This window comes from Chryseobacterium sp. StRB126, from assembly GCF_000829375.1.
Taxonomy (GTDB): domain Bacteria; phylum Bacteroidota; class Bacteroidia; order Flavobacteriales; family Weeksellaceae; genus Chryseobacterium.
The window spans coordinates 2,221,687-2,239,787 of the sequence record NZ_AP014624.1 but is presented as its reverse complement, the minus strand read 5'-3'; the positions used below and the strand labels follow the sequence as shown (position 1 = coordinate 2,239,787).

At 36.4% G+C, this 18,101-nt stretch carries 19 protein-coding genes; 13 read left to right on the top strand and 6 right to left on the bottom strand.

What is annotated here, in order from left to right; genetic code table 11:
* Positions 1 to 5: 5 nt before the first annotated feature.
* The 12 genes from CHSO_RS10110 to CHSO_RS10055 all read left to right on the top strand — a co-directional run bounded on the left by CHSO_RS10110 (position 6) and on the right by CHSO_RS10055 (position 11,050).
* On the top strand, positions 6 to 884 hold the full coding sequence (locus CHSO_RS10110; RefSeq protein WP_045495533.1) for an MBL fold metallo-hydrolase: 879 nt from the start codon (positions 6 to 8) through the stop codon (positions 882 to 884).
* Positions 881 to 2,035 carry an FAD-dependent monooxygenase gene (locus CHSO_RS10105; protein ID WP_045495531.1) on the top strand — a complete coding sequence of 385 codons (1,155 nt, stop codon included), beginning with the start codon at positions 881 to 883 and terminating at the stop codon, positions 2,033 to 2,035. Before CHSO_RS10110 ends, CHSO_RS10105 begins: the two co-directional genes overlap by 4 nt.
* Before the next feature lie 8 nt (positions 2,036 to 2,043).
* Entirely contained in the window at positions 2,044 to 2,799 is a 756-nt protein-coding gene (gene fabG / locus CHSO_RS10100) for a 3-oxoacyl-ACP reductase FabG (RefSeq protein ID WP_045495529.1), read from the top strand.
* Positions 2,800 to 2,813: 14 nt separating this feature from the next.
* On the top strand, positions 2,814 to 4,055 hold the full coding sequence (locus CHSO_RS10095; RefSeq protein WP_045495527.1) for a beta-ketoacyl-[acyl-carrier-protein] synthase family protein: 1,242 nt from the start codon (positions 2,814 to 2,816) through the stop codon (positions 4,053 to 4,055).
* The gene (locus CHSO_RS10090) at positions 4,042 to 5,088 is read left to right on the top strand and encodes a beta-ketoacyl synthase N-terminal-like domain-containing protein (protein ID WP_045495525.1); all 1,047 of its coding nucleotides are present in this window, start codon (positions 4,042 to 4,044) and stop codon (positions 5,086 to 5,088) included. The genes CHSO_RS10095 and CHSO_RS10090 overlap by 14 nt, the downstream gene beginning before the upstream one ends.
* Positions 5,089 to 5,571, top strand: a complete 483-nt coding sequence (locus CHSO_RS10085; RefSeq protein WP_045495523.1) for a 3-hydroxyacyl-ACP dehydratase FabZ family protein — start codon at positions 5,089 to 5,091, stop codon at positions 5,569 to 5,571. It abuts the gene before it with no gap.
* The gene (locus CHSO_RS24980; protein WP_052480551.1) at positions 5,572 to 6,300 is read left to right on the top strand and encodes a thioesterase II family protein; all 729 of its coding nucleotides are present in this window, start codon (positions 5,572 to 5,574) and stop codon (positions 6,298 to 6,300) included. It abuts the gene before it with no gap.
* Between the two features lie 4 nt (positions 6,301 to 6,304).
* Positions 6,305 to 7,720 carry an anthranilate synthase component I family protein gene (locus CHSO_RS10075; RefSeq protein WP_052480550.1) on the top strand — a complete coding sequence of 472 codons (1,416 nt, stop codon included), beginning with the start codon at positions 6,305 to 6,307 and terminating at the stop codon, positions 7,718 to 7,720.
* Positions 7,717 to 8,286, top strand: a complete 570-nt coding sequence (locus tag CHSO_RS10070; protein WP_045495521.1) for an anthranilate synthase component II — start codon at positions 7,717 to 7,719, stop codon at positions 8,284 to 8,286. Before CHSO_RS10075 ends, CHSO_RS10070 begins: the two co-directional genes overlap by 4 nt.
* Positions 8,192 to 8,701, top strand: a complete 510-nt coding sequence (locus CHSO_RS26605; protein ID WP_084220961.1) for a DUF3995 domain-containing protein — start codon at positions 8,192 to 8,194, stop codon at positions 8,699 to 8,701. The genes CHSO_RS10070 and CHSO_RS26605 overlap by 95 nt, the downstream gene beginning before the upstream one ends.
* A 10-nt stretch (positions 8,702 to 8,711) precedes the next feature.
* On the top strand, positions 8,712 to 9,941 hold the full coding sequence (locus CHSO_RS10060) for a cytochrome-c peroxidase (RefSeq protein WP_052480549.1): 1,230 nt from the start codon (positions 8,712 to 8,714) through the stop codon (positions 9,939 to 9,941).
* Between the two features lie 398 nt (positions 9,942 to 10,339).
* Positions 10,340 to 11,050 carry an NRAMP family divalent metal transporter gene (locus tag CHSO_RS10055; RefSeq protein WP_262483768.1) on the top strand — a complete coding sequence of 237 codons (711 nt, stop codon included), beginning with the start codon at positions 10,340 to 10,342 and terminating at the stop codon, positions 11,048 to 11,050.
* A gap of 71 nt (positions 11,051 to 11,121) precedes the next feature.
* On the opposite strand, the gene CHSO_RS26235 is transcribed toward CHSO_RS10055, so the two are convergent.
* The 6 genes from CHSO_RS26235 to CHSO_RS10030 form a co-directional block, all read right to left on the bottom strand.
* Positions 11,122 to 11,592, bottom strand: a complete 471-nt coding sequence (locus tag CHSO_RS26235) for a hypothetical protein (protein ID WP_232509175.1) — start codon at positions 11,590 to 11,592, stop codon at positions 11,122 to 11,124.
* Positions 11,593 to 11,673: 81 nt separating this feature from the next.
* Positions 11,674 to 12,033 carry an SDR family oxidoreductase gene (locus tag CHSO_RS26230; RefSeq protein WP_262483767.1) on the bottom strand — a complete coding sequence of 120 codons (360 nt, stop codon included), beginning with the start codon at positions 12,031 to 12,033 and terminating at the stop codon, positions 11,674 to 11,676.
* Between the two features lie 657 nt (positions 12,034 to 12,690).
* Complete coding sequence (locus tag CHSO_RS26120; RefSeq protein ID WP_232509205.1) at positions 12,691 to 13,359, bottom strand: DUF6268 family outer membrane beta-barrel protein; 669 nt, start codon at positions 13,357 to 13,359, stop codon at positions 12,691 to 12,693.
* Positions 13,360 to 13,752: 393 nt separating this feature from the next.
* The gene (locus CHSO_RS10040) at positions 13,753 to 14,643 is read right to left on the bottom strand and encodes a helix-turn-helix domain-containing protein (protein WP_045495515.1); all 891 of its coding nucleotides are present in this window, start codon (positions 14,641 to 14,643) and stop codon (positions 13,753 to 13,755) included.
* 1,126 nt (positions 14,644 to 15,769) lie between these two features.
* Positions 15,770 to 16,075 (bottom strand): YdhR family protein, encoded by a 306-nt coding sequence (locus CHSO_RS10035; RefSeq protein ID WP_045495513.1) that lies wholly within the window; start codon positions 16,073 to 16,075, stop codon positions 15,770 to 15,772.
* An 87-nt stretch (positions 16,076 to 16,162) separates the two neighbouring features.
* Positions 16,163 to 16,729 carry a Crp/Fnr family transcriptional regulator gene (locus CHSO_RS10030; RefSeq protein WP_045495511.1) on the bottom strand — a complete coding sequence of 189 codons (567 nt, stop codon included), beginning with the start codon at positions 16,727 to 16,729 and terminating at the stop codon, positions 16,163 to 16,165.
* Between the two features lie 454 nt (positions 16,730 to 17,183).
* On the opposite strand from CHSO_RS10030, the gene CHSO_RS10025 reads away from it, so the two are divergent.
* Positions 17,184 to 18,086, top strand: coding sequence for a helix-turn-helix domain-containing protein (locus tag CHSO_RS10025; protein ID WP_045495509.1), 903 nt, complete (start codon positions 17,184 to 17,186; stop codon positions 18,084 to 18,086).
* The last annotated feature ends 15 nt before the right edge of the window (positions 18,087 to 18,101 follow it).

The window sequence follows — 18,101 nt, the reverse complement described above, 5'->3', positions numbered from 1 at the left end:
ATACCATGTGGATCAATAAAACAGGAAATATAAACAACTCTTTAGCCATCTTGGGAACAATATCCAACCCGGTTTATCTGGTAAAAGAAAATCAGGAATACATACTGGTAGAAGGAGGATTAACCCGGGATGCCAAAGCTCTGCTGGCACAATTGAAAAAACATGTTTCTGATCTGTCATTAGTCAGACACTGGTTTATTACACACTCCCATTATGACCATTGCGGAGCTATAGAATCTCTTTATCCTTATCTGAAGCATGTAAAACTATATGCCTCGGAACATGCGGTGAAAAACTTCCGTAATGAAAAATATGTAAAAAGGATTCGTCAGCTGAATGCCCTGATCTCAGATAAAGAGATTAAAAAATTTCCGGCGGACTTACAACAGATTCCTTTCATCACTTTGAAAGATAAAGAACAAATAGAAACGGAATCTGGAATCTGGGAAGTAATCTATACTCCGGGCCATAGTCCATGTTCTGTGAGTATTCATTATAAAGAAAAAGACATTTTGTTTGTATCGGATGCTTTAGGGGAAATTATCAATACAAAAAAATGGTTTCCATTGGCTTTTGATCATGTAAGACAATTTATAGACAGCATCAATAGATTGGGAGATTTGTGTGCCGAGACCGTTGCTTTAGGACACAATGGTATCCTTACAAGTGTGGAGGCCCTATCTGCCCCTGCCTGCAGCCTTCTTGGGTGTAACGAATTGATAGAGTTTGTTGCCCTACGTAAAGATTATTTATCAGAAGAAGAATTGGTGGATCACGTATGCAAAAAATATAAAGTGATGGATCATTCCTTCATTCCGGATAAAGTATACAGAAAAAGTATAGGACTATTAATCTCTCATTTAAAAACAGAATCATTCGTATGAATCAAAATCCAAAATATACAGAATATGACGTTTGCATTGTAGGAGCAGGAATTGCCGGTATTTTCCTGGCCTGGCTGCTTGGTTCACAAGGAAAAAAAATACTGATTTTAGAAAAAAATGCTAAAGTCAATATGAATGGTGCCGATATTTTAAAGCCTTCCGGAATCAATGTCCTTGAAAAACACGGACTGCTACAGGAACTTATGAATAAGGAATGCAGAGTGAGAGATCAGCTCAGTGTTTTTCATAATGGCATTCAGGTCGATCACATCAATTATAAGGCAGAAAACGAAAGAGGATATTTCATGGTTTGTCCATACAGTGTTTTACTGGAAACGATTTATGATAAAATTCAGGCCATCAAAACCATAGAACTTTTGGTCAATCAATCCGTTTCAAAAATTAATGAAGTGGAAAACGGGGTCTATGTAACTCTTAATTCAGGAGAAGAGATTTTCAGCAATATCCTTATCGGAGCGGACGGAACCAAATCCATTGTAAGAGAATATGCGGGAATAAAAGCCCATTTCGACTATTACGATCATGTGATGTATTTCAACAAATACCCTATTACATCAAGTGTAGAAGAGCTCAACCGATTGTATGTAGACAAAAACGGAGGGCTCGCCTATTTCTACCCGATCAACAATACAGAAGCCCGATGTGTTTTAGGATTTAATATGGAAGAAGGGAAAAACCTGAAAGAATCCGGAAACAAAGAAACTTTGATCAACCGACTGAAAACATTTGTTACCCAAAGTGATGACATGTTAAACCAGATCAATTCACTGGACAATTTCCTCACTTTTCCCTTATGCAGAATGCATTCTGAACAATACTTTAAAGGAAGGATACTTCTTTTGGGAAATGCAGCCCATTCCATCCATCCCATTACGGGACAGGGAATGAACCTGGCTATCGAAGATACAGGAGAACTCTTCATCTGGCTTTCAAAATATTTTAACAGTGAAATTTCTTTGGAAGAAGCACTGGCAAGCTATCAGGAGCAACGTTTTGAACTTAACAATAAAGTTCTAGCTTATGGTCATCGCCTGGCAGGCAGTTTCGGAAGTGCAGAAGACTTTATGAACAGCCTTAATTCCAAAATACAGACCAGCAGCAGAGACCTTTCCATACTCAATAAGATTTAAAAATAATTATGCAAATAGATTTATCAGACAAACATTTTTTAGTGACAGGAGGCGGAAGAGGAATCGGAAGAGCTATTGTTCAGCAGCTACTTTCATCGGGAGCATCCGTATCATTTACCTATAATCATGGGAAAGAAATAGCAGAAGCTTTTTTGGACAAACTTTCAGCTGAATTTCCGGGTAAGACTATGCTTTATCAGGCTGACATAAAAAATGAAGAACAATCAAAATCTTTAATCGCCGAAATTGAAAAATCTGCATTAGGTCCGCTATACGGCTTGGTAAACAATGCAGGAGTCACAATGGACGCCCCTTTTTTCAGCATGACCACCGATATGTGGACCAATGTACTAGAAACCAACCTGAATGGAACCTATTACCTCACAAAAGCAGTGATAAGATCTTTCATCCGAAAGAAAAATTCAAAAATCATCAATATATCATCTGTTTCAGGTGTAAGAGGAGCAGTGGGACAGGCCAATTACGGAGCAACTAAAGCAGCTGTTATCTCTTTAACCAAAACACTTGCTCTGGAATTTGCAAAATTCAACTTACAGGTAAATGCTGTTGCCCCGGGATTTATTGATACCGAAATGGTAGCCAAAATGAATGAACAGGACAAAAAGAAAATAGATCAGATGATCCCCATGAAAAGGATGGGAAAAACGGAAGAAGTTGCTGAGCTGGTAACCTTTCTGTGCTCGGACAAAAGCAGCTATATCACTGGGCAGACATTCATCATCGATGGAGGATTAACTTTATAAAAAACACAAAACATATGAAAAGAATCGTAATTACAGGGATGGGTGTAGTAAGCCCTTTAGCCTGTGAAAAAGGAGCCTTTTGGGAAAAAATCTTGAATGGAGAATCAGGAGTCGGAGACCTTACAAAACTGGAGCCCTCCAACTATAAAGGAGTTACCCGCGCTGCTGAAGTAGACTTGGAAAAAGATTATAAGAATACTGAATTGCTGGAGCATTTTAAGCCTTATGGTAAAGCCGTTACTTATGCTGCTGCTGCGATAGACATGGGTCTGAAAGATGCCGGTTTTGAAAAATTCACTAAAAAAAATAATTACGGAGTTATTCTGGGTACTACAAACGGCAACCAGGATATTGTAGAAAGAATTGTAGATCAGTGGAATCTGGAAATGAAACATGAATACCTTTCCTCTAAAGCTGCAAAAACACTTACTTATTTTAGACCGGTTGAATTAAGTGCCAGTATAGCAAAATATTACAATCTCGGCGGAACAAATATGGTAATTCCTACAGCCTGTGCAGCAGGAAATTATGCTATCGGCACCGCCTATTCTATGATTCGTGAAGGCAGATCTTCCCTGATTATTGCAGGAGGTGCTGACCCTTTTACACGGTCCTGCTACACCGTTTTTTACAGATTGGGAGCCATGTCAAAAGACAACTGCAAACCTTTTGATCAGAACAGGAACGGAATGATTGTAGGAGAAGGAGCTGCTGTTTTAGTATTGGAAGAACTGGAACATGCATTAGCAAGAGGAGCTAAAATATATGGCGAAATCAAAGGATACGGCTTAGCCTGTGATGCTTATGATCCTACCGCCCCTGATCCGGAAGGTTCCGGTGCTACCCTGTCTATGAACAATGCAATAAAATCAAGCAATATTGATAGAGAGAACATCACTTATGTAAGCGCCCACGGAACAGGAACAAAAGCCAATGATTCCCATGAGGTAAATGCGATGCGCAATGTTTTCGGAGAAGAAATAGATTCTTTATATGTCAATGGAATCAAATCCATGTTAGGACACTGCATGGGAGCAGCCAGTGCATTGGAAGCAGTAACGGCCACTCTTTCCCTACATCATCAAAAAGTTCCCAGAAACCGCAATACAGAAAAAATTGATGAAGCTTTCAATACTCATTTTCATATCCAGCCATCCTCAGAAATCGAAAATAAAGTAGATCATGTTCTTAGTAATTCTTTCGCTTTTGGCGGAAATATATGCAGCGTAATATTCAGTAAATATGATAGCAAATAACATTTCAAATAACGATATAGTAATTTCCATAATAGGCTTCAATAGTCCATACGGAACGGAGATTGACAATTATTTCTTCCGAAAAGAATCGGAAACGAAAGCTTTAATCATTGAAGATCATGATCCCCAGAAGTTTTTAAAACCAAAAGGACAGAGATTCCTTAACAAAGCAACATTGTTGTTCTGTAATGCAGCATTTCATGCCATACATAGCAGGAGTTTAAGTTCGATAATCAATGAAGCTCCTGAAAGAATCGGGCTTTATGACGGCACTGAACTTTCCAACCTTGAAGACTGTTTTATCTTTGATTTAACTGCAAAAAATCAAGGTCCGGACCGTGTAAGCCCAATGAAAGCTCCAAGCACCATTGCCAATGCAGCAGCCAGTCAGATGGCCATTCAGGCAGGAATAAAAGGTCCCAATTTCAGTGTATGTGCAGGGATGGCAGGAAGCCTTCAGGCTTTAGATATTGCTTCCCTCCATCTAAAACAGGGAATCACAGATTACGGAGTTATTGCCTCTACAGAAGTCCGAAATGAATATCAGGAGTCTATCCGCAGGGGAAATGAAACCCTGCACAGACCAGTCTCCACCGAACTTGGAATTGCAATGGTTTTAGAACGTAGGGAAACTTTATCTGAAGCAGGCAGAAAACCTTTAGCCACAATAAAAAAGATACATTCTGAAACCCATACTGAGGGGCTGCCAATAGAAGCATTTCTGTATCAGAATATTTCAGGTATGGCAGCACTATTCAGTTTTGATACCATTATTTTTTCCGGAGGCACTTCGGTAATTGATGAAACTATTTTTGAAGAAGTGTTAAGAAAAAATGGGCTGAGCACATCTGTCATTTATCCTGAAAACCTTTTTGGAGATAATGACAACGCCGGAGGTATGCTGGGAATAGCCTATGCTGTTTCGGTATTCGAAGGAAAAAGCATTCACAAAACAGATCAGGAAAACATTCTGGTCCTTTCAGCAGACAAGGCAGGAACTGTAATTCTCAGCATAATAGAAAAAACAAAATAAATGGAAGCATTATTAGAATCCTATCAGATCACTCAAATTTTAAAATACAGACATCCGTTTCTTCTGATAGATAAAGTGACGGGTTATATTCCCGGAAAAGAACTTACTGCTGTAAAAGCCGTCTCTATGGGTGAGCCTTATTTCACAGGTCATTTTCCCGATTTCCCCATTATGCCCGGAGTTCTTATTACGGAAGCTTTAGCACAGGCTTCATCGCTCATGCTGGCTTTAGATGATCTGGAATGGGAAAAAGGAGGGCCTCTTCCTCCTACAGAAAGACCCATAATAGGGGTTTTAGGAAATGTCCAGATTAATTTTCTAAAGTCGGTATTACCAGGATGCTTGCTGCAGCTGGAGGTAAGTATAGACTGGAGAAAAGGGCCCGCCTGCTCTATTTATGTAAAAGCATCGGCAGAAGGTTCTGTCTGTGCAAAAGGAAAAGTAACCGTAATGTTTATAGATAAAAGTAAATTATCTGTTTAGATGGAATACAAAACACTATTGTTCTGTATTCCTTATGCGGGCGGCTCATCTTCCTCAATGTCTAATGTAGCCAATGTACTGAATACGGAAGATGTGGAGGTACATTATGTAGAACTGCCGGGAAGGGGAATGAGAAGTACGGAACCTTTTCATTCAACATTAGAAGAAACTATAGAAGATATTTCGGATAAAATCAGAAGCAGGCTGATAAGTAAAGACCAACCTTTCATATTGTGGGGACATAGTATGGGAGCTGTTTTAGGCCTTCTTATCTTATTTAATCTACAGAACGATTATACGCCAAAAGGATTGATCGTTTCAGGGATGCGGGCTCCCCTGTTTCAGTCTGCAGAACTGCCGATGCCGAGAGAAAAGCGGAATGCCCTGCTGCTTGATATTCTTCCAACGAAATATGAAAGAAGCAAAAATGCCCCGATTTTTCAGAGAGTACAGCAGAAACGGATAGAGATTATGGAAAAAGATACAGCACTTTTAGAAGAAAATCCTGTTGAAGACTGGCCGTCCATTATCATCGAAACTCCTTTGGCAGTAATCATAGCAGAAAATGATGAGCTGTATAATAATAAAGACTGCTATAAAGATTGGAACCGTCATACGTCCAATACTACAAGCTATTTTCCTGTAGAGGGAGGACATTTTTTTATGTTCCAGTATCCGAAGCAGACCTCTGCCCTGCTAAGTAAAATAATAAATGATTTAATACACTAAATCCATGAAAGAAACTAAGATCTTTTCTTCTCATATAAGTTCAGATTACCCCGAAAACTTTGATATGAAGAGTTTTTATAACTCTCTGAGGCAGAAAGCCACAAGTTCTATTTGGTTTGAAGTTTCTGAAGCTGTAAACAATGACAATCACAAGCTGGTTTTTATTGCGGCAGAATCTATTGCCTCATTACAGTCAAATAATATGAATGAGCTTCAATACAGATCAGGTGAAAAGACAGAAACAATAGAAACTGACGAGCTTAATTTTTGGGGTAAAACAGCCGAATGGCAGAAAAAAAATACCCCGGAAAATATTTCTCATCAGTATAACGGTCTTTTAGGTTTCAGCAGCTATGATTCTATACAGCTTATAGAAAATATTTCTCTGAAAAAATACGCTGAGGAAAGAGAAAGCAGCCAGTTACCACTCTTTAAATTTTCTCTGTACCGATATATTTATGTTTTCAATACCACCCTCTCACAGGTTGTCTGCATCAATAACTATTATAATGGAGAAAACGATGAGATCACGGAAATGAAAGAACAGCTGAAATACACCTTAAATACCGGATTAAAAGGATTTTCAGTATCCAACACAGAAGAAAAAGACTGTACAGAGGAAGAGTTTTTAGAAAAAGTGAATAAAGCAAAACATCACTGCCAGATAGGAAATGTATTCCAGCTGGTGGTTTCCCGAAGATTTTCCAGAAACTATGCAGGCGATCCGTGGACATTTTTTGTGAAGCTGAAAAACAACAATGCCCAGTATTATTTCTTTCTGGATGAAGAAAACTATACAATAGCAGGAGCATCACCGGAGACTCATTTCAGTTCTTCAGATGATTTGGCAATAGTAAAACCCATCGCAGGAACCTACAAAAAAACAATGCATGAAGAAAAAGATGCATTACTGGAAAAAGAGCTGCTAGCAGACCCTAAAGAAAATGCAGAACACAATATGCTGATTGATTTGGCAAGGAACGACCTCAGCAGATATGCAAATGATGTACAGATCAGTAAACTGAAAACCATAGAACATTATAATAATGTTATCCATATGGTAAGCCAGGTGCAGGGAAAACTAAATACAGAGCTTAATACGATCCGCCTGGTTAAAGAGTTTCTACCCGCAGGAACATTAAGCGGAGCGCCTAAATACAAGGCGGTACAACTTATTGATGATATAGAAAGCAGCGGTCGTTCATACTATGGAGGATTACTTGGCTGGATAGGATTTAATAATGATATCAATACCTGTATTCTTATAAGAAGTGCCTTATTCGAAAACGGAGTGATGGCTTACCGCGCCGGAGCCGGCGTTGTCATATCGTCTGACCCTCAAAAAGAGTTGGAAGAAGTAAACAATAAAATCACTTTAATTCTGAACACGTTAAAAGAATTTACATCATATACCTTATGAAAAAAATACTGCTTGTAGACAATTATGATTCATTTACCTACAACCTCAAACAGCTCATTTCCGAATGTGGTGACTATAAGATTGACGTTTACAGGAATGATGCCTTCCAGCTGGAACTAGCACAGGATTATAATGCTATTGTCCTCTCTCCCGGTCCCGGAATACCGCAGGATGCCGGACTATGCATTCCTTTGATTGAGACTTATAAGCATTCAAAAAAAATATTGGGTATCTGTTTAGGGCATCAGGCCATAGGAGTCGCTTTTGGAGCTCACCTTATCAATACTTCTCAAGTTTATCACGGAGTAAGTTCCATAATTTCACTTAACAAAAATGAAAAAATTTATACAGAATTGCCTGATCATATAGAAGTCGCAAGATATCACAGCTGGGTGGTGGAAAACTGTAATCTGCCTCAAAACCTGGTCATAACATCTACTGATGATCAGGACACCATCATGTCTCTGAGGCATGAAAAATATGATATTACCGGACTGCAATATCATCCTGAGAGTTTTCTTACTCCAAAGGGAAAAAATATTATGCAAAACTGGCTTAAATCTTAAAAATCAAGGAAAATATTATATGAATATAACCGGATATATTTTACTGATTATTATTCTGTCAATATCATTTCTGCACATCTATTGGGCATTGGGAGGGACATGGGGTAAGAATTTGGCAGTTCCCACAACAGAAAACCAAATTCCGCTTTTTGAACCGAGTGCCTTCGTTTGTCTTATTACAGGCTTTTGTTTTTTGCTGCCTGTATCAGCAATTGTCTTTCCCAGTAGATTTTCGCTGCCTATTTTATGGATAAATACTTTCCTGTTTTTTATAAGAGCAGTAGGAGATTTTAGATACATCGGTTTTTTTAAGAAAATAAAAAATACTCCATTTTCCAAAAGAGATACGCTTATCTACGCTCCATTATGCGTACTTATAAGCTTTTTAACATTACTACTGATTAACACATTTTAAATACCTTTATATGAGAAACAAAAAATTATTCCTTATGCTCTTCATAATGCTGGGCATAGTATCATGTCAAAACGATGAACTTTATGAACCCATTTCCGAAGCAGATCCTGAAATTTCAGCTTTGTCCAACTATAAAAGATCCTCCGGTGCTTTAGCAGCTACTTTTGGAAATAACATTGATCTGAATAATCTGGCAAACTATTCAGATCAGGAGATTCCTTCGTATATAATTCAAGACAATGCTCCCTTTCTAAATCCGATAACAGATGCAGGAGCGACCTTGGGAAGGGTTTTATTTTATGATAAGAATCTTTCCTCGAACAATACGGTGTCATGTGCCAGTTGCCATAAACAGGAGCTGGCATTCGGAGACAACAGCATTGCAAGCCAAGGGGTGAACGGACAGACAGGAAGACATTCCATGAGACTGGTCAATACAAGATTTTCCCTTGAATCCCGTTTTTTCTGGGATGAAAGAGCTTCCTCTTTAGAAACCCAAACCACAATGCCGATTAAAGATCATATAGAAATGGGATTTAGCGGCAGTAATGGTGACCTTTCAGTGAATGATCTTATTACCAGACTTAAAGGTCTACCTTACTATCAGGAATTATTTACCAAAGCATATGGAAGTTCTGATATTACTGAACGTAAAATGCAGAATGCGTTGGCTCAGTTTGTAAGAAGTATTACCTCCTTTGATTCTAAATATGATCAGGGCAGAGCCAAGTCTTTTTCAGATTTTTCTTCATTCTCAAATTTTACAGCAGAAGAAAACTTAGGTAAAAAGCTCTTCCTTGAGATTCCTGTGCTGAGTTTACTGATCGGGGGTGATCGTATAGCTGGTGGGCTTGGATGCGCCGGATGCCATGGAGCTCCTGAATTCAGTATAGCTCCTATTTCCAGTAATAACGGAGTCATTAATATAATCAACAGTAACGGGATTGATATTAACGTTACGAAATCTCCTTCCTTACGGGATCTTGTAAACAGCAATGGGGTATCCAACGGACCGATGATGCATTCGGGGCTTATTACCACTTTAGAAGGTGTTGTAGATCATTATAATAAAGTGCCAAAAAGCAGCAAGAATCCTAAGCTGGATATACGTTTGGCACTTGCCGATAACCTAAGAGTCACGGAAAAAGAAAAAAAAGCACTTGTAGCGTTTCTTAAAACCCTTTCCGGAAAAAATATATATACGGATAAAAAATGGTCAAATCCTTTTATTAATCAATAGTACATTTCAAATTTATGCTTAATGAAAAGAAGCCGTCTCACAACTGAGGCGGTTTTTTCTTGTTAAAAAGTAAATAATTTTGTATATTTTATTTTAAATCAATTTTGTTTTCAATGATTTGAAAAAACTTTAAGTTAATGCATTATACAAACAACTATCTTTTCCGCTTTTTCTTCTCTTTACACTATAAAATTCAAGAATCATGATGAATTTGTTATTTGCATATCGAACTCTTCTATCTAAGTTAAGAATTAATCCATGGTCAATTTTTCTATTTTTGACAGCCATTTTCCATGCGGCTAAACTTGCCTAATCATTACTCGTCCCCGAACTTAAACTCCAGCCAATTATTTTTTTGTCGTACAAATCTATATTCCTGTTAGCTATAAAAAACATCTTTGATCACGGGTGTATTTGGGACGACTATTACACCCTATATGTTCTTTTGGCAAACATCTCAGGAAGTGGAAGAAGAAAATAAAAAAGGTCTGATTCAAGATGGAAAGCCCAGCATCGGCTGGCGCCACATTCATGCGATGAGAAAAGATAATAATATAGGGATGATTATCTCTGAATTTACTACATGGTGCATTATTTTGGTTGGAGGAACTGTTTTACACAGCGCTCACATAACAGATATTAATACTGCCGCTGATGCAGCAAAGGCTCTAGAACCTTTAGTTCAGTCATTTCCCAATTCAGGGATGATATCAAAAATTATATTTGCAATTGGTATCATCGGCTTGGGACTCCTTGCTGTTCCAGTTCTATCAGGATCAGCATCTTATGCTGTTTCTGAAGCTCTCAGCTGGAATGCAAGTTTAGATCTGAAATTTACCAAAGCAAAAGGATTTTATATGGTCATTATTATTTCTACACTTATTGGCCTTTGCATGAATTTTATTGGGATTAATCCCGTGAAAGTCCTTGTTTACACAGCAGTTCTCAATGGTGTAGCTGCCGTACCCCTCTTGTTTCTGATAATCCGCATATCTGCAAGTGAACACATTATGGGAGAATTCAAAAGCAGGTGGCTGTCAAAAAGCTTATTATGGGCAACATTTTTCTTTATGACAGCAGCATCAGTTGCAATGTTTTTTACGATCTAAATAAATAGTAAATACTGCAGGAATGCAACAGCTAATATTGACTACTTTTGTATAATTTACCACAAAGAAGCTTAAAACAGCAACTTCCATAATGGTTTCCGTTTAAACAAATGTCTATTTTCCTGTAAATATTCTTCCATAATGCGTGGTTTTCGTGACATTAAATTGGTGATATTATCCCTTTCCGGTTCGGGAATTTTTATGGCTAGCTCATCAAGCTCTACAATATGGTTAGCCAGCCATACAGGAAATTTCGCTTTGTTGACCAACTGGTTAAACAGTTCTTCCGGTGTTACATTTACATATTCAATAGTACGCCCGGTCACATGAGATAATTTAGCGGCCATTTCTATATGACTAATGGCTTGTGGACCTGCAAGAACCACTGACTTTTCTTTTATTTCTTCGGGTGTCAACAAGTAATTTACGACTATATCAGCTACATCACGACAATCGATATAATTTCTTCGTGCTGTACCAAGTGCTCCGTAAATTTTCCCAAAATACTGAATGGTAAAAGTATTTCGTTCCCAATTTTGCATAAAAGAATGTGGCCTAAGGCAGCAATATTCATCCATATTTTGCCAAAGGTACTGATCTATTGTGCTATGCCATTGGCTGACCTATACCTTTGGCGCCATCACTATGGGAGCCGATAACTTGACGATTCGTCTTACACCATTTTGTCTTGCAGCATCGATAACATTAATTTCATATTCTACCTGGTTGGGATCAGTTGCTGTTAAAAGAAACAAAGCGTCAGCTCCTTTGCAAACTTCTTTAAGCTGGTTAACAGAATTTAAATCGGCACTTGCATAGGTTATATTCGATGGAACTTTATCCAATGGTAACGGATAAGGTCTTTCAGGGTTTCGAAGAATACCTCTTACCATACAATCCCGACTCTTGAGCTCTTGCATTACAACTGTTCCAACGGTACCCGTACATCCAAAAACAACGATAACTGGTTTTATTTTTTTCATTGAAATAAGTTGAATCTTTTAGTATGGATTAAGTGTTCAATATCCCTATTCTTAATGGGTATTCTATTTATTTTATTCTTCATTTTTTCTAGTTTGAGATGTTTCTGCTGATAAGTTTTTACAGATCAGTAATTTAGCTTTTACGTTTGGTCACAAGGTCACGAATGATGAGTATTGTAGCACCCAAAAATGCGGAGAATAAAATATTAAACTGTTCGTGGTGCCAATTGAACAGCCTTATACATAAGGTCCCTAAACCAATTATCAGTACAATGATCAACAAAGATCTGATTAGCTTGTTTCGTACTAATATTCGTTTCGACTCAAGCTGCCAAAGCAAGGTAAAACTGCAAAGTGTTGATAATAAGGAAGACAAACCAATGCTGCTGTAACTGGCTGTCATAAGATTATTGTTCTGAAGCAGAAAACCAGATATAAAAGACATTAAGGCAGGAAAAATATAAGCAGGCAGAGCTGCAGTAATCAGGCCTCGAAAGTTAAAAGTTGATTCAAGAGAATTGGTACTGTTCATAAAATTGTAATTGGATATTGATGATGAAATTGGTTTTGATTCATTTAATTTTCAGATCTTGAAAATTCCTAATACATGGTATGGTCACAAAACTGAAAATAATTGTTTTCATTATTTTTATTTGTCTATTTTCTGCCGATACGATAGGTAATGGTAACTTTCCCATAAGCCATGTTGGAGACAGAGAAATCATTGACTGTTTTTTGATGGGTATCGAACAATTCATACCGATTTAAAAGTCCCATTCCGGCTTGAGCTTGCAGCCAGATTCCACCCACTAAGCGCTGGTGAACCTGAAGACCTCCATGAATGGTAGAAAACTGAGCATAATCAACTTCTTTAAGATGATAGTCTTTATAATTTTTCAGGTTAAAGCGTGTCCAATCGATCGATCCGGCTAAACCTATTTGTGTATTTGGGCTTAGACTATAAAGTACATTTAGTCTCGGCCAATAAAATTGCGCTAACCATTTTTTATCGATACTTTGGTAATCAATTGATATTCCTGGAGTCACCAAAGTCTCCCCGAAAGAATGTAAGACATGAACTCCGAGTCCGATTTCAAGATTCGACTCCCTGCCGAATTTTTTAGATAATCCGAATATTCCATCTAGAATTAAATCATCAAAAGAAAGCGGTTTTTTAAAGTCGGATGCGATAGTTGGCATCGCTATTCCTAAAACCGACCATTTTTCAGAAAGTGGGTGCCTAATTATAAAAACAGATTTTATCTCGTGAATTCTTTCAATACGATTGGGATCTTGTATAGAATTTGTGTCATAATTAAAATCCATCATCCGATAGTTCAGATTACTAACAACACTTGTTTTACCAATTTTGAAAGGAGGGATGGATAACCATGCGTCATAAGTATTGAGTTGGAACTTATTTTCAGACAGAGAACTCTCTGAAGGTACATCTTTAAAGCTAGCTTTATGATGAGCCGTGACAGCAATACCGGCAACATCCTGAATAATCTGACCATGGCTTTTGTTTGAAAGGAAGAAAGCCGAAACGATTACACAAAGGCAGGATCTTTTGACAATCGCTCTGTGTTTAAAAGGAAAAACGTTTTAAACCTTTTCCTGATAGTATTTCTTACAGTAATCAATGTTTTCATTTTCTTTGAATTTTAATAATACAAAGGTGCTCTGAAAACAGGAAATACTTTAAAACTAAATCAACCTTTACTCGGACAAATCCTGCATAAATGTTATTCTGTACTCTGAAGGTGTTACTCCACTTATTTTCTTAAACAGGCGTCCAAAATAGCTGGGATCACCATAATTAAGTTCGAAAGCTATTTGTGAAATGCTCTTGGTTAAATCCTGTAAGAGCAATTGACTTTGCAAAATACTTACTTTATTAATCCATTCTTTGGGACTCTCACCTATCGTTTCTTTAATGCACCTATGAAGATAATTTTCAGAAACAGATAGTTCGGCAGCATAAAACAAAATTGTTTTATGTTCAATATAGTGTTTATACACCAATTCTTTAAAATTGAAAGTAATTTCCGCACTTCGGTTGACCCCTTTCTTGAGTTCGCAACCTGAACTGAAAACTTTCTGCAGCCCAGCCTGCAAAAGTGAATAGCAAATGTCTAAGTTTGCATTTTGAGAATAAATCTCTGTACTCAAAAGTTCAAATAGGGAGGTTAACCAGATGCTGTTTTCTTGTGATAAATGAATAATATTATTAACAGAAAACAGCTTGATCAGCTCCTGCTTTGATAGGATTTGGTTAAGCGTCTGGTCTTCAAATAAAATAATGTGCCCTGCAGCATCTGGGCTCACTTCCTTTAGTGAAGTTACATTTCCCTGCCTTACCAATAAGATTTCATGTTCTTTTATTGATATTAAATCTGCATCTACCTGCTGTTTTGCATTATCTTTTGTAACATGAACAATAAAATTGTATTCCGGCCTATGTAAAGGCGTAGGCACTTTAATAAAGCCTGATGTTTTTCCAATATCATGAATCTGAACAGCTGTTTTTAATATTGGAAAATCAGTCGACATTTCAGACATGTAATGTCCCCTGAAATCTGTTGGAGTTATTCTTTTTACTTTAACCACCGTACAAAGCTACCAACAAATATAATAACATACATAAATTTCCTTATTAAGATTTGATAATGATATATTAGTTAATATTAAATTAAACAACTTACATAATTAAAATAGCACCAAGTTTGATTCTATTTTAATTTATAGATTTATTGTTATTTCCTTCAAAATATTATTATCCTTTATATCTATTCCTACATCAATTCTATATTTTCATCAAGGTTTTTTGTGAATATAGTCCAGTGATAATCATTTTTACCTCTTAAATGTTTTGGAATCAAACGGATTATCTCCCTAATCAAAATATTCATATATACTTTCTATTCGCAATAAATCTTCTTTAAAAAAATTCGAGAAATCATCCGTTGGGGCTCCCTTGCACAATTTTAAGAGCTAAAAAACAAATTGAATTACTATATTTGTTCTTTAAAGCTAAAATGCTCTTTAAATCTTTTGTTAGATTTTGTAGATTAAAATATTAGTGTAGTTTGTGGCAAATTCGTGGCTATATTTCAAATTGAATTCGCAAAATGCTTATTTTCAATTAATTGTATTAAATAGTTCGAATCCCTCACTCTCCGCTTAGGGAGACGTTTATATTTAAACGTCTCCTTTTTTTACAGGTTTTGTGCATTGATTTACAATGCGTTATATTTGACTAAAATTATGTGAATAGGTGTTCGAGTTTTTCAGTATTTATCATCATAAAAAAACACAGGCCTTAAAATACCCCTATTCTTCATCATTTTGTGTTCGATATTCGTTTAACCATTCAATCTTGTAGCTCATTAATATTTTTCAAAAAAGCTGCTAATATATATTGAAAATCCAGGATAATGTATATATTTCGGTGAAAGTGGTCCCTCCTATTCCGGGCCAAATTCGACCATAGTTTTCGTTGAGGCAGATTATCTGTTGATAAATTATTATTATCTAGTAATTTGAAAATGAATTTAGGTTAATATGAGATCATATACTCTAATCTACAGAAGGTTTATGTCAAGCATTACGCTAAAAACATTTAGTCTAAAAAACCCTTACCAGCACTAGATCTATTAAAAGGAACCAAGTAAATAAAACAACCATTTCAGGACATGTCCTGAAATGGTTTGTTTCAACTTGTAAGGGATATTTTTTAAATACCTCTGGTAATTTTAGATGCTTCATCTACAACCGGAATGGCAACTATTTTTAAGTCTTTTAAAAATGGTAAATGAGCAACCACATCGATTTCTGGTGTTGCCATAAAAGCATCCATGTCTTCTTTCGTTTCCCATAAATAGAAACTAGAAAATTGAGTGTCAAAATCTGCCATCCATACTTTTGAGATTAACCCTTTGGCTTTAGAAATAGTTTCAGCAAATGGGTCTACGAATTGTTTGATATACTCTTCTTTAGAATCCAATTCGAGTTTGTAAGTGAAAATTTGTCCGTATTTCATAACTAATAATGTTTTATTACACTACAAAATTGGAGGAATTTACATGGATAAAAAATGAACTTTCACACTTTTATTTTGTGTGATTTATCACATTTTACTCAACCTACTTAACATTTCTCTTGACACACCGATATAGGATGCGATCAAGTATTTTGGAATAGATTGAATTAGATTTGGGTATAGCCTGTTGAAATGGTTAAACCGTTCTACAGAAGTCAGATTGAGCATAGTCAGTATCCTTTCCTGTGATGCCACATAACCTGCATTTGATTTGACACGAAAAAAATGTTCCATTTTATGAAATTCGGCACTTAGCTTTTCCAGATCTTCATTACTAATATACAACAGTTCACAATCTGTGATACAATCAACGTTGATGGTTGCTTCTTTATTATTAAAGAATGCATTATAGTCTGTGATCCACCAGTCAGGCTGTGCAAATTGTATAATATGTTCTTTGTCACTTTTATCGACATAATAAGATTTTAAAATTCCACTTAGGACGAAATATTTATTGACTTTCTGCTGTCCAACTTGTATAAGAAACTGGTTTTTCTTCATTTTCTTATAATGGAAGTGTGCGATGATGTAGTCAAATTCTTGATCTGAAAAGCTTACGATTTCTGCGATATGGTCTCTAAGTTTTGTTTTCATTATTTTACTTTCTGTCAAACTATTATATAGTTACTCAACCATAGCAATATTTAGTTTTACTGTCTGTGGAAAACATTATATTCTAACTACATTTAAAATTTCCATTGTGACTCTTACTGGATTTAGAGGTGACATTTAATCGATTTCGATTAAAGTAAATCTGTGTAGTCAATTCGGTCATGGACGCTTCACTTATTGATGCTATTACTATTAGCTTGTAAATATAATATTTTTCAAAGATATCAGCTTTTAAAATATTCCTGATGTAATAAGTGACTCAAGGTAAAACGACGTCTTTAAAAAAAATCCTAAAATACCAACCATCGTTGTTTGTAATTTTCGATCATTATCATAAGATTTTCAAGATACTTTTCGAGTATCATCACTACGAGTGAATCTGGAAATACTACTATATTTGCATAGTAATAAAGTTAAGCATAAACCGAGGCAAAATATGAAAAAGCAGGAAAAGGAGGCGATTTACGAATATCATTTACACGCTGATTCTCCAGGTAAAATGCAGTTTGAGGTCCAGTCTCTACAAGATGTTATTAAAGATCATCAGGAAGATATGGCCAAACCTCATATCCACAGTTTTTATCAGGTTATCTGGTTCAAGTCAGGTAATGGAAAACATTTTGTTGATTTCAACGAATACGATGTATCGGAAAATACGATCTTCTTTATTGCTAAAAACCAGGTTCATGCTTTTGATCATAATCCAGATTACCAAGGATTTGTTATCCATTTCTCTGAGGATTTTTTGGTTCAAAAGGAAAACGATGTTGATTTTTTCCTGAAGTGCAGCATGTTCAATAATCCCTATCAGATTCCTTCATGCTGTGTAGGAAGTGGAAATGAGTACAAATTGGATGAGTATATTGTCCAGATGCAGACTGAACTTAAAGAGCATGATAAATACGGTCAGGAAGAATTGCTTAGGCTTTATCTGAAAGCATTTTTGATTCAGGTTCAGCGCCGTAAATATGAACTTGAACAACTCAATAAGGGACTTGCGCCTTTTATTGTGGATGAAAAACGTACCCAGTTGATCCATTTTGTCAATCTGATCGAAGAAAACTATACCAAAGGACTTCCTGCATCTCAATATGCCGAAATGCTTTTTGTTTCCCTAAGAACGTTATCGAATCTTACACTGCAACTGCTCAATAAAAAACCATCTGAAATGATCCATGAAAGGATCGTATTGGAAGCAAAAAGACTATTGCTTCATTCAGAGCTCAATGTCAATCAGATTGCTGATAAAATAGGTTTTGAAGATTCATCTTATTTTATCAGATACTTTAAAAAATATACCGGTCAATCACCAACATCTTTCCGAAAATCCTTTCAATAGTTGGCCGGGCAGGAG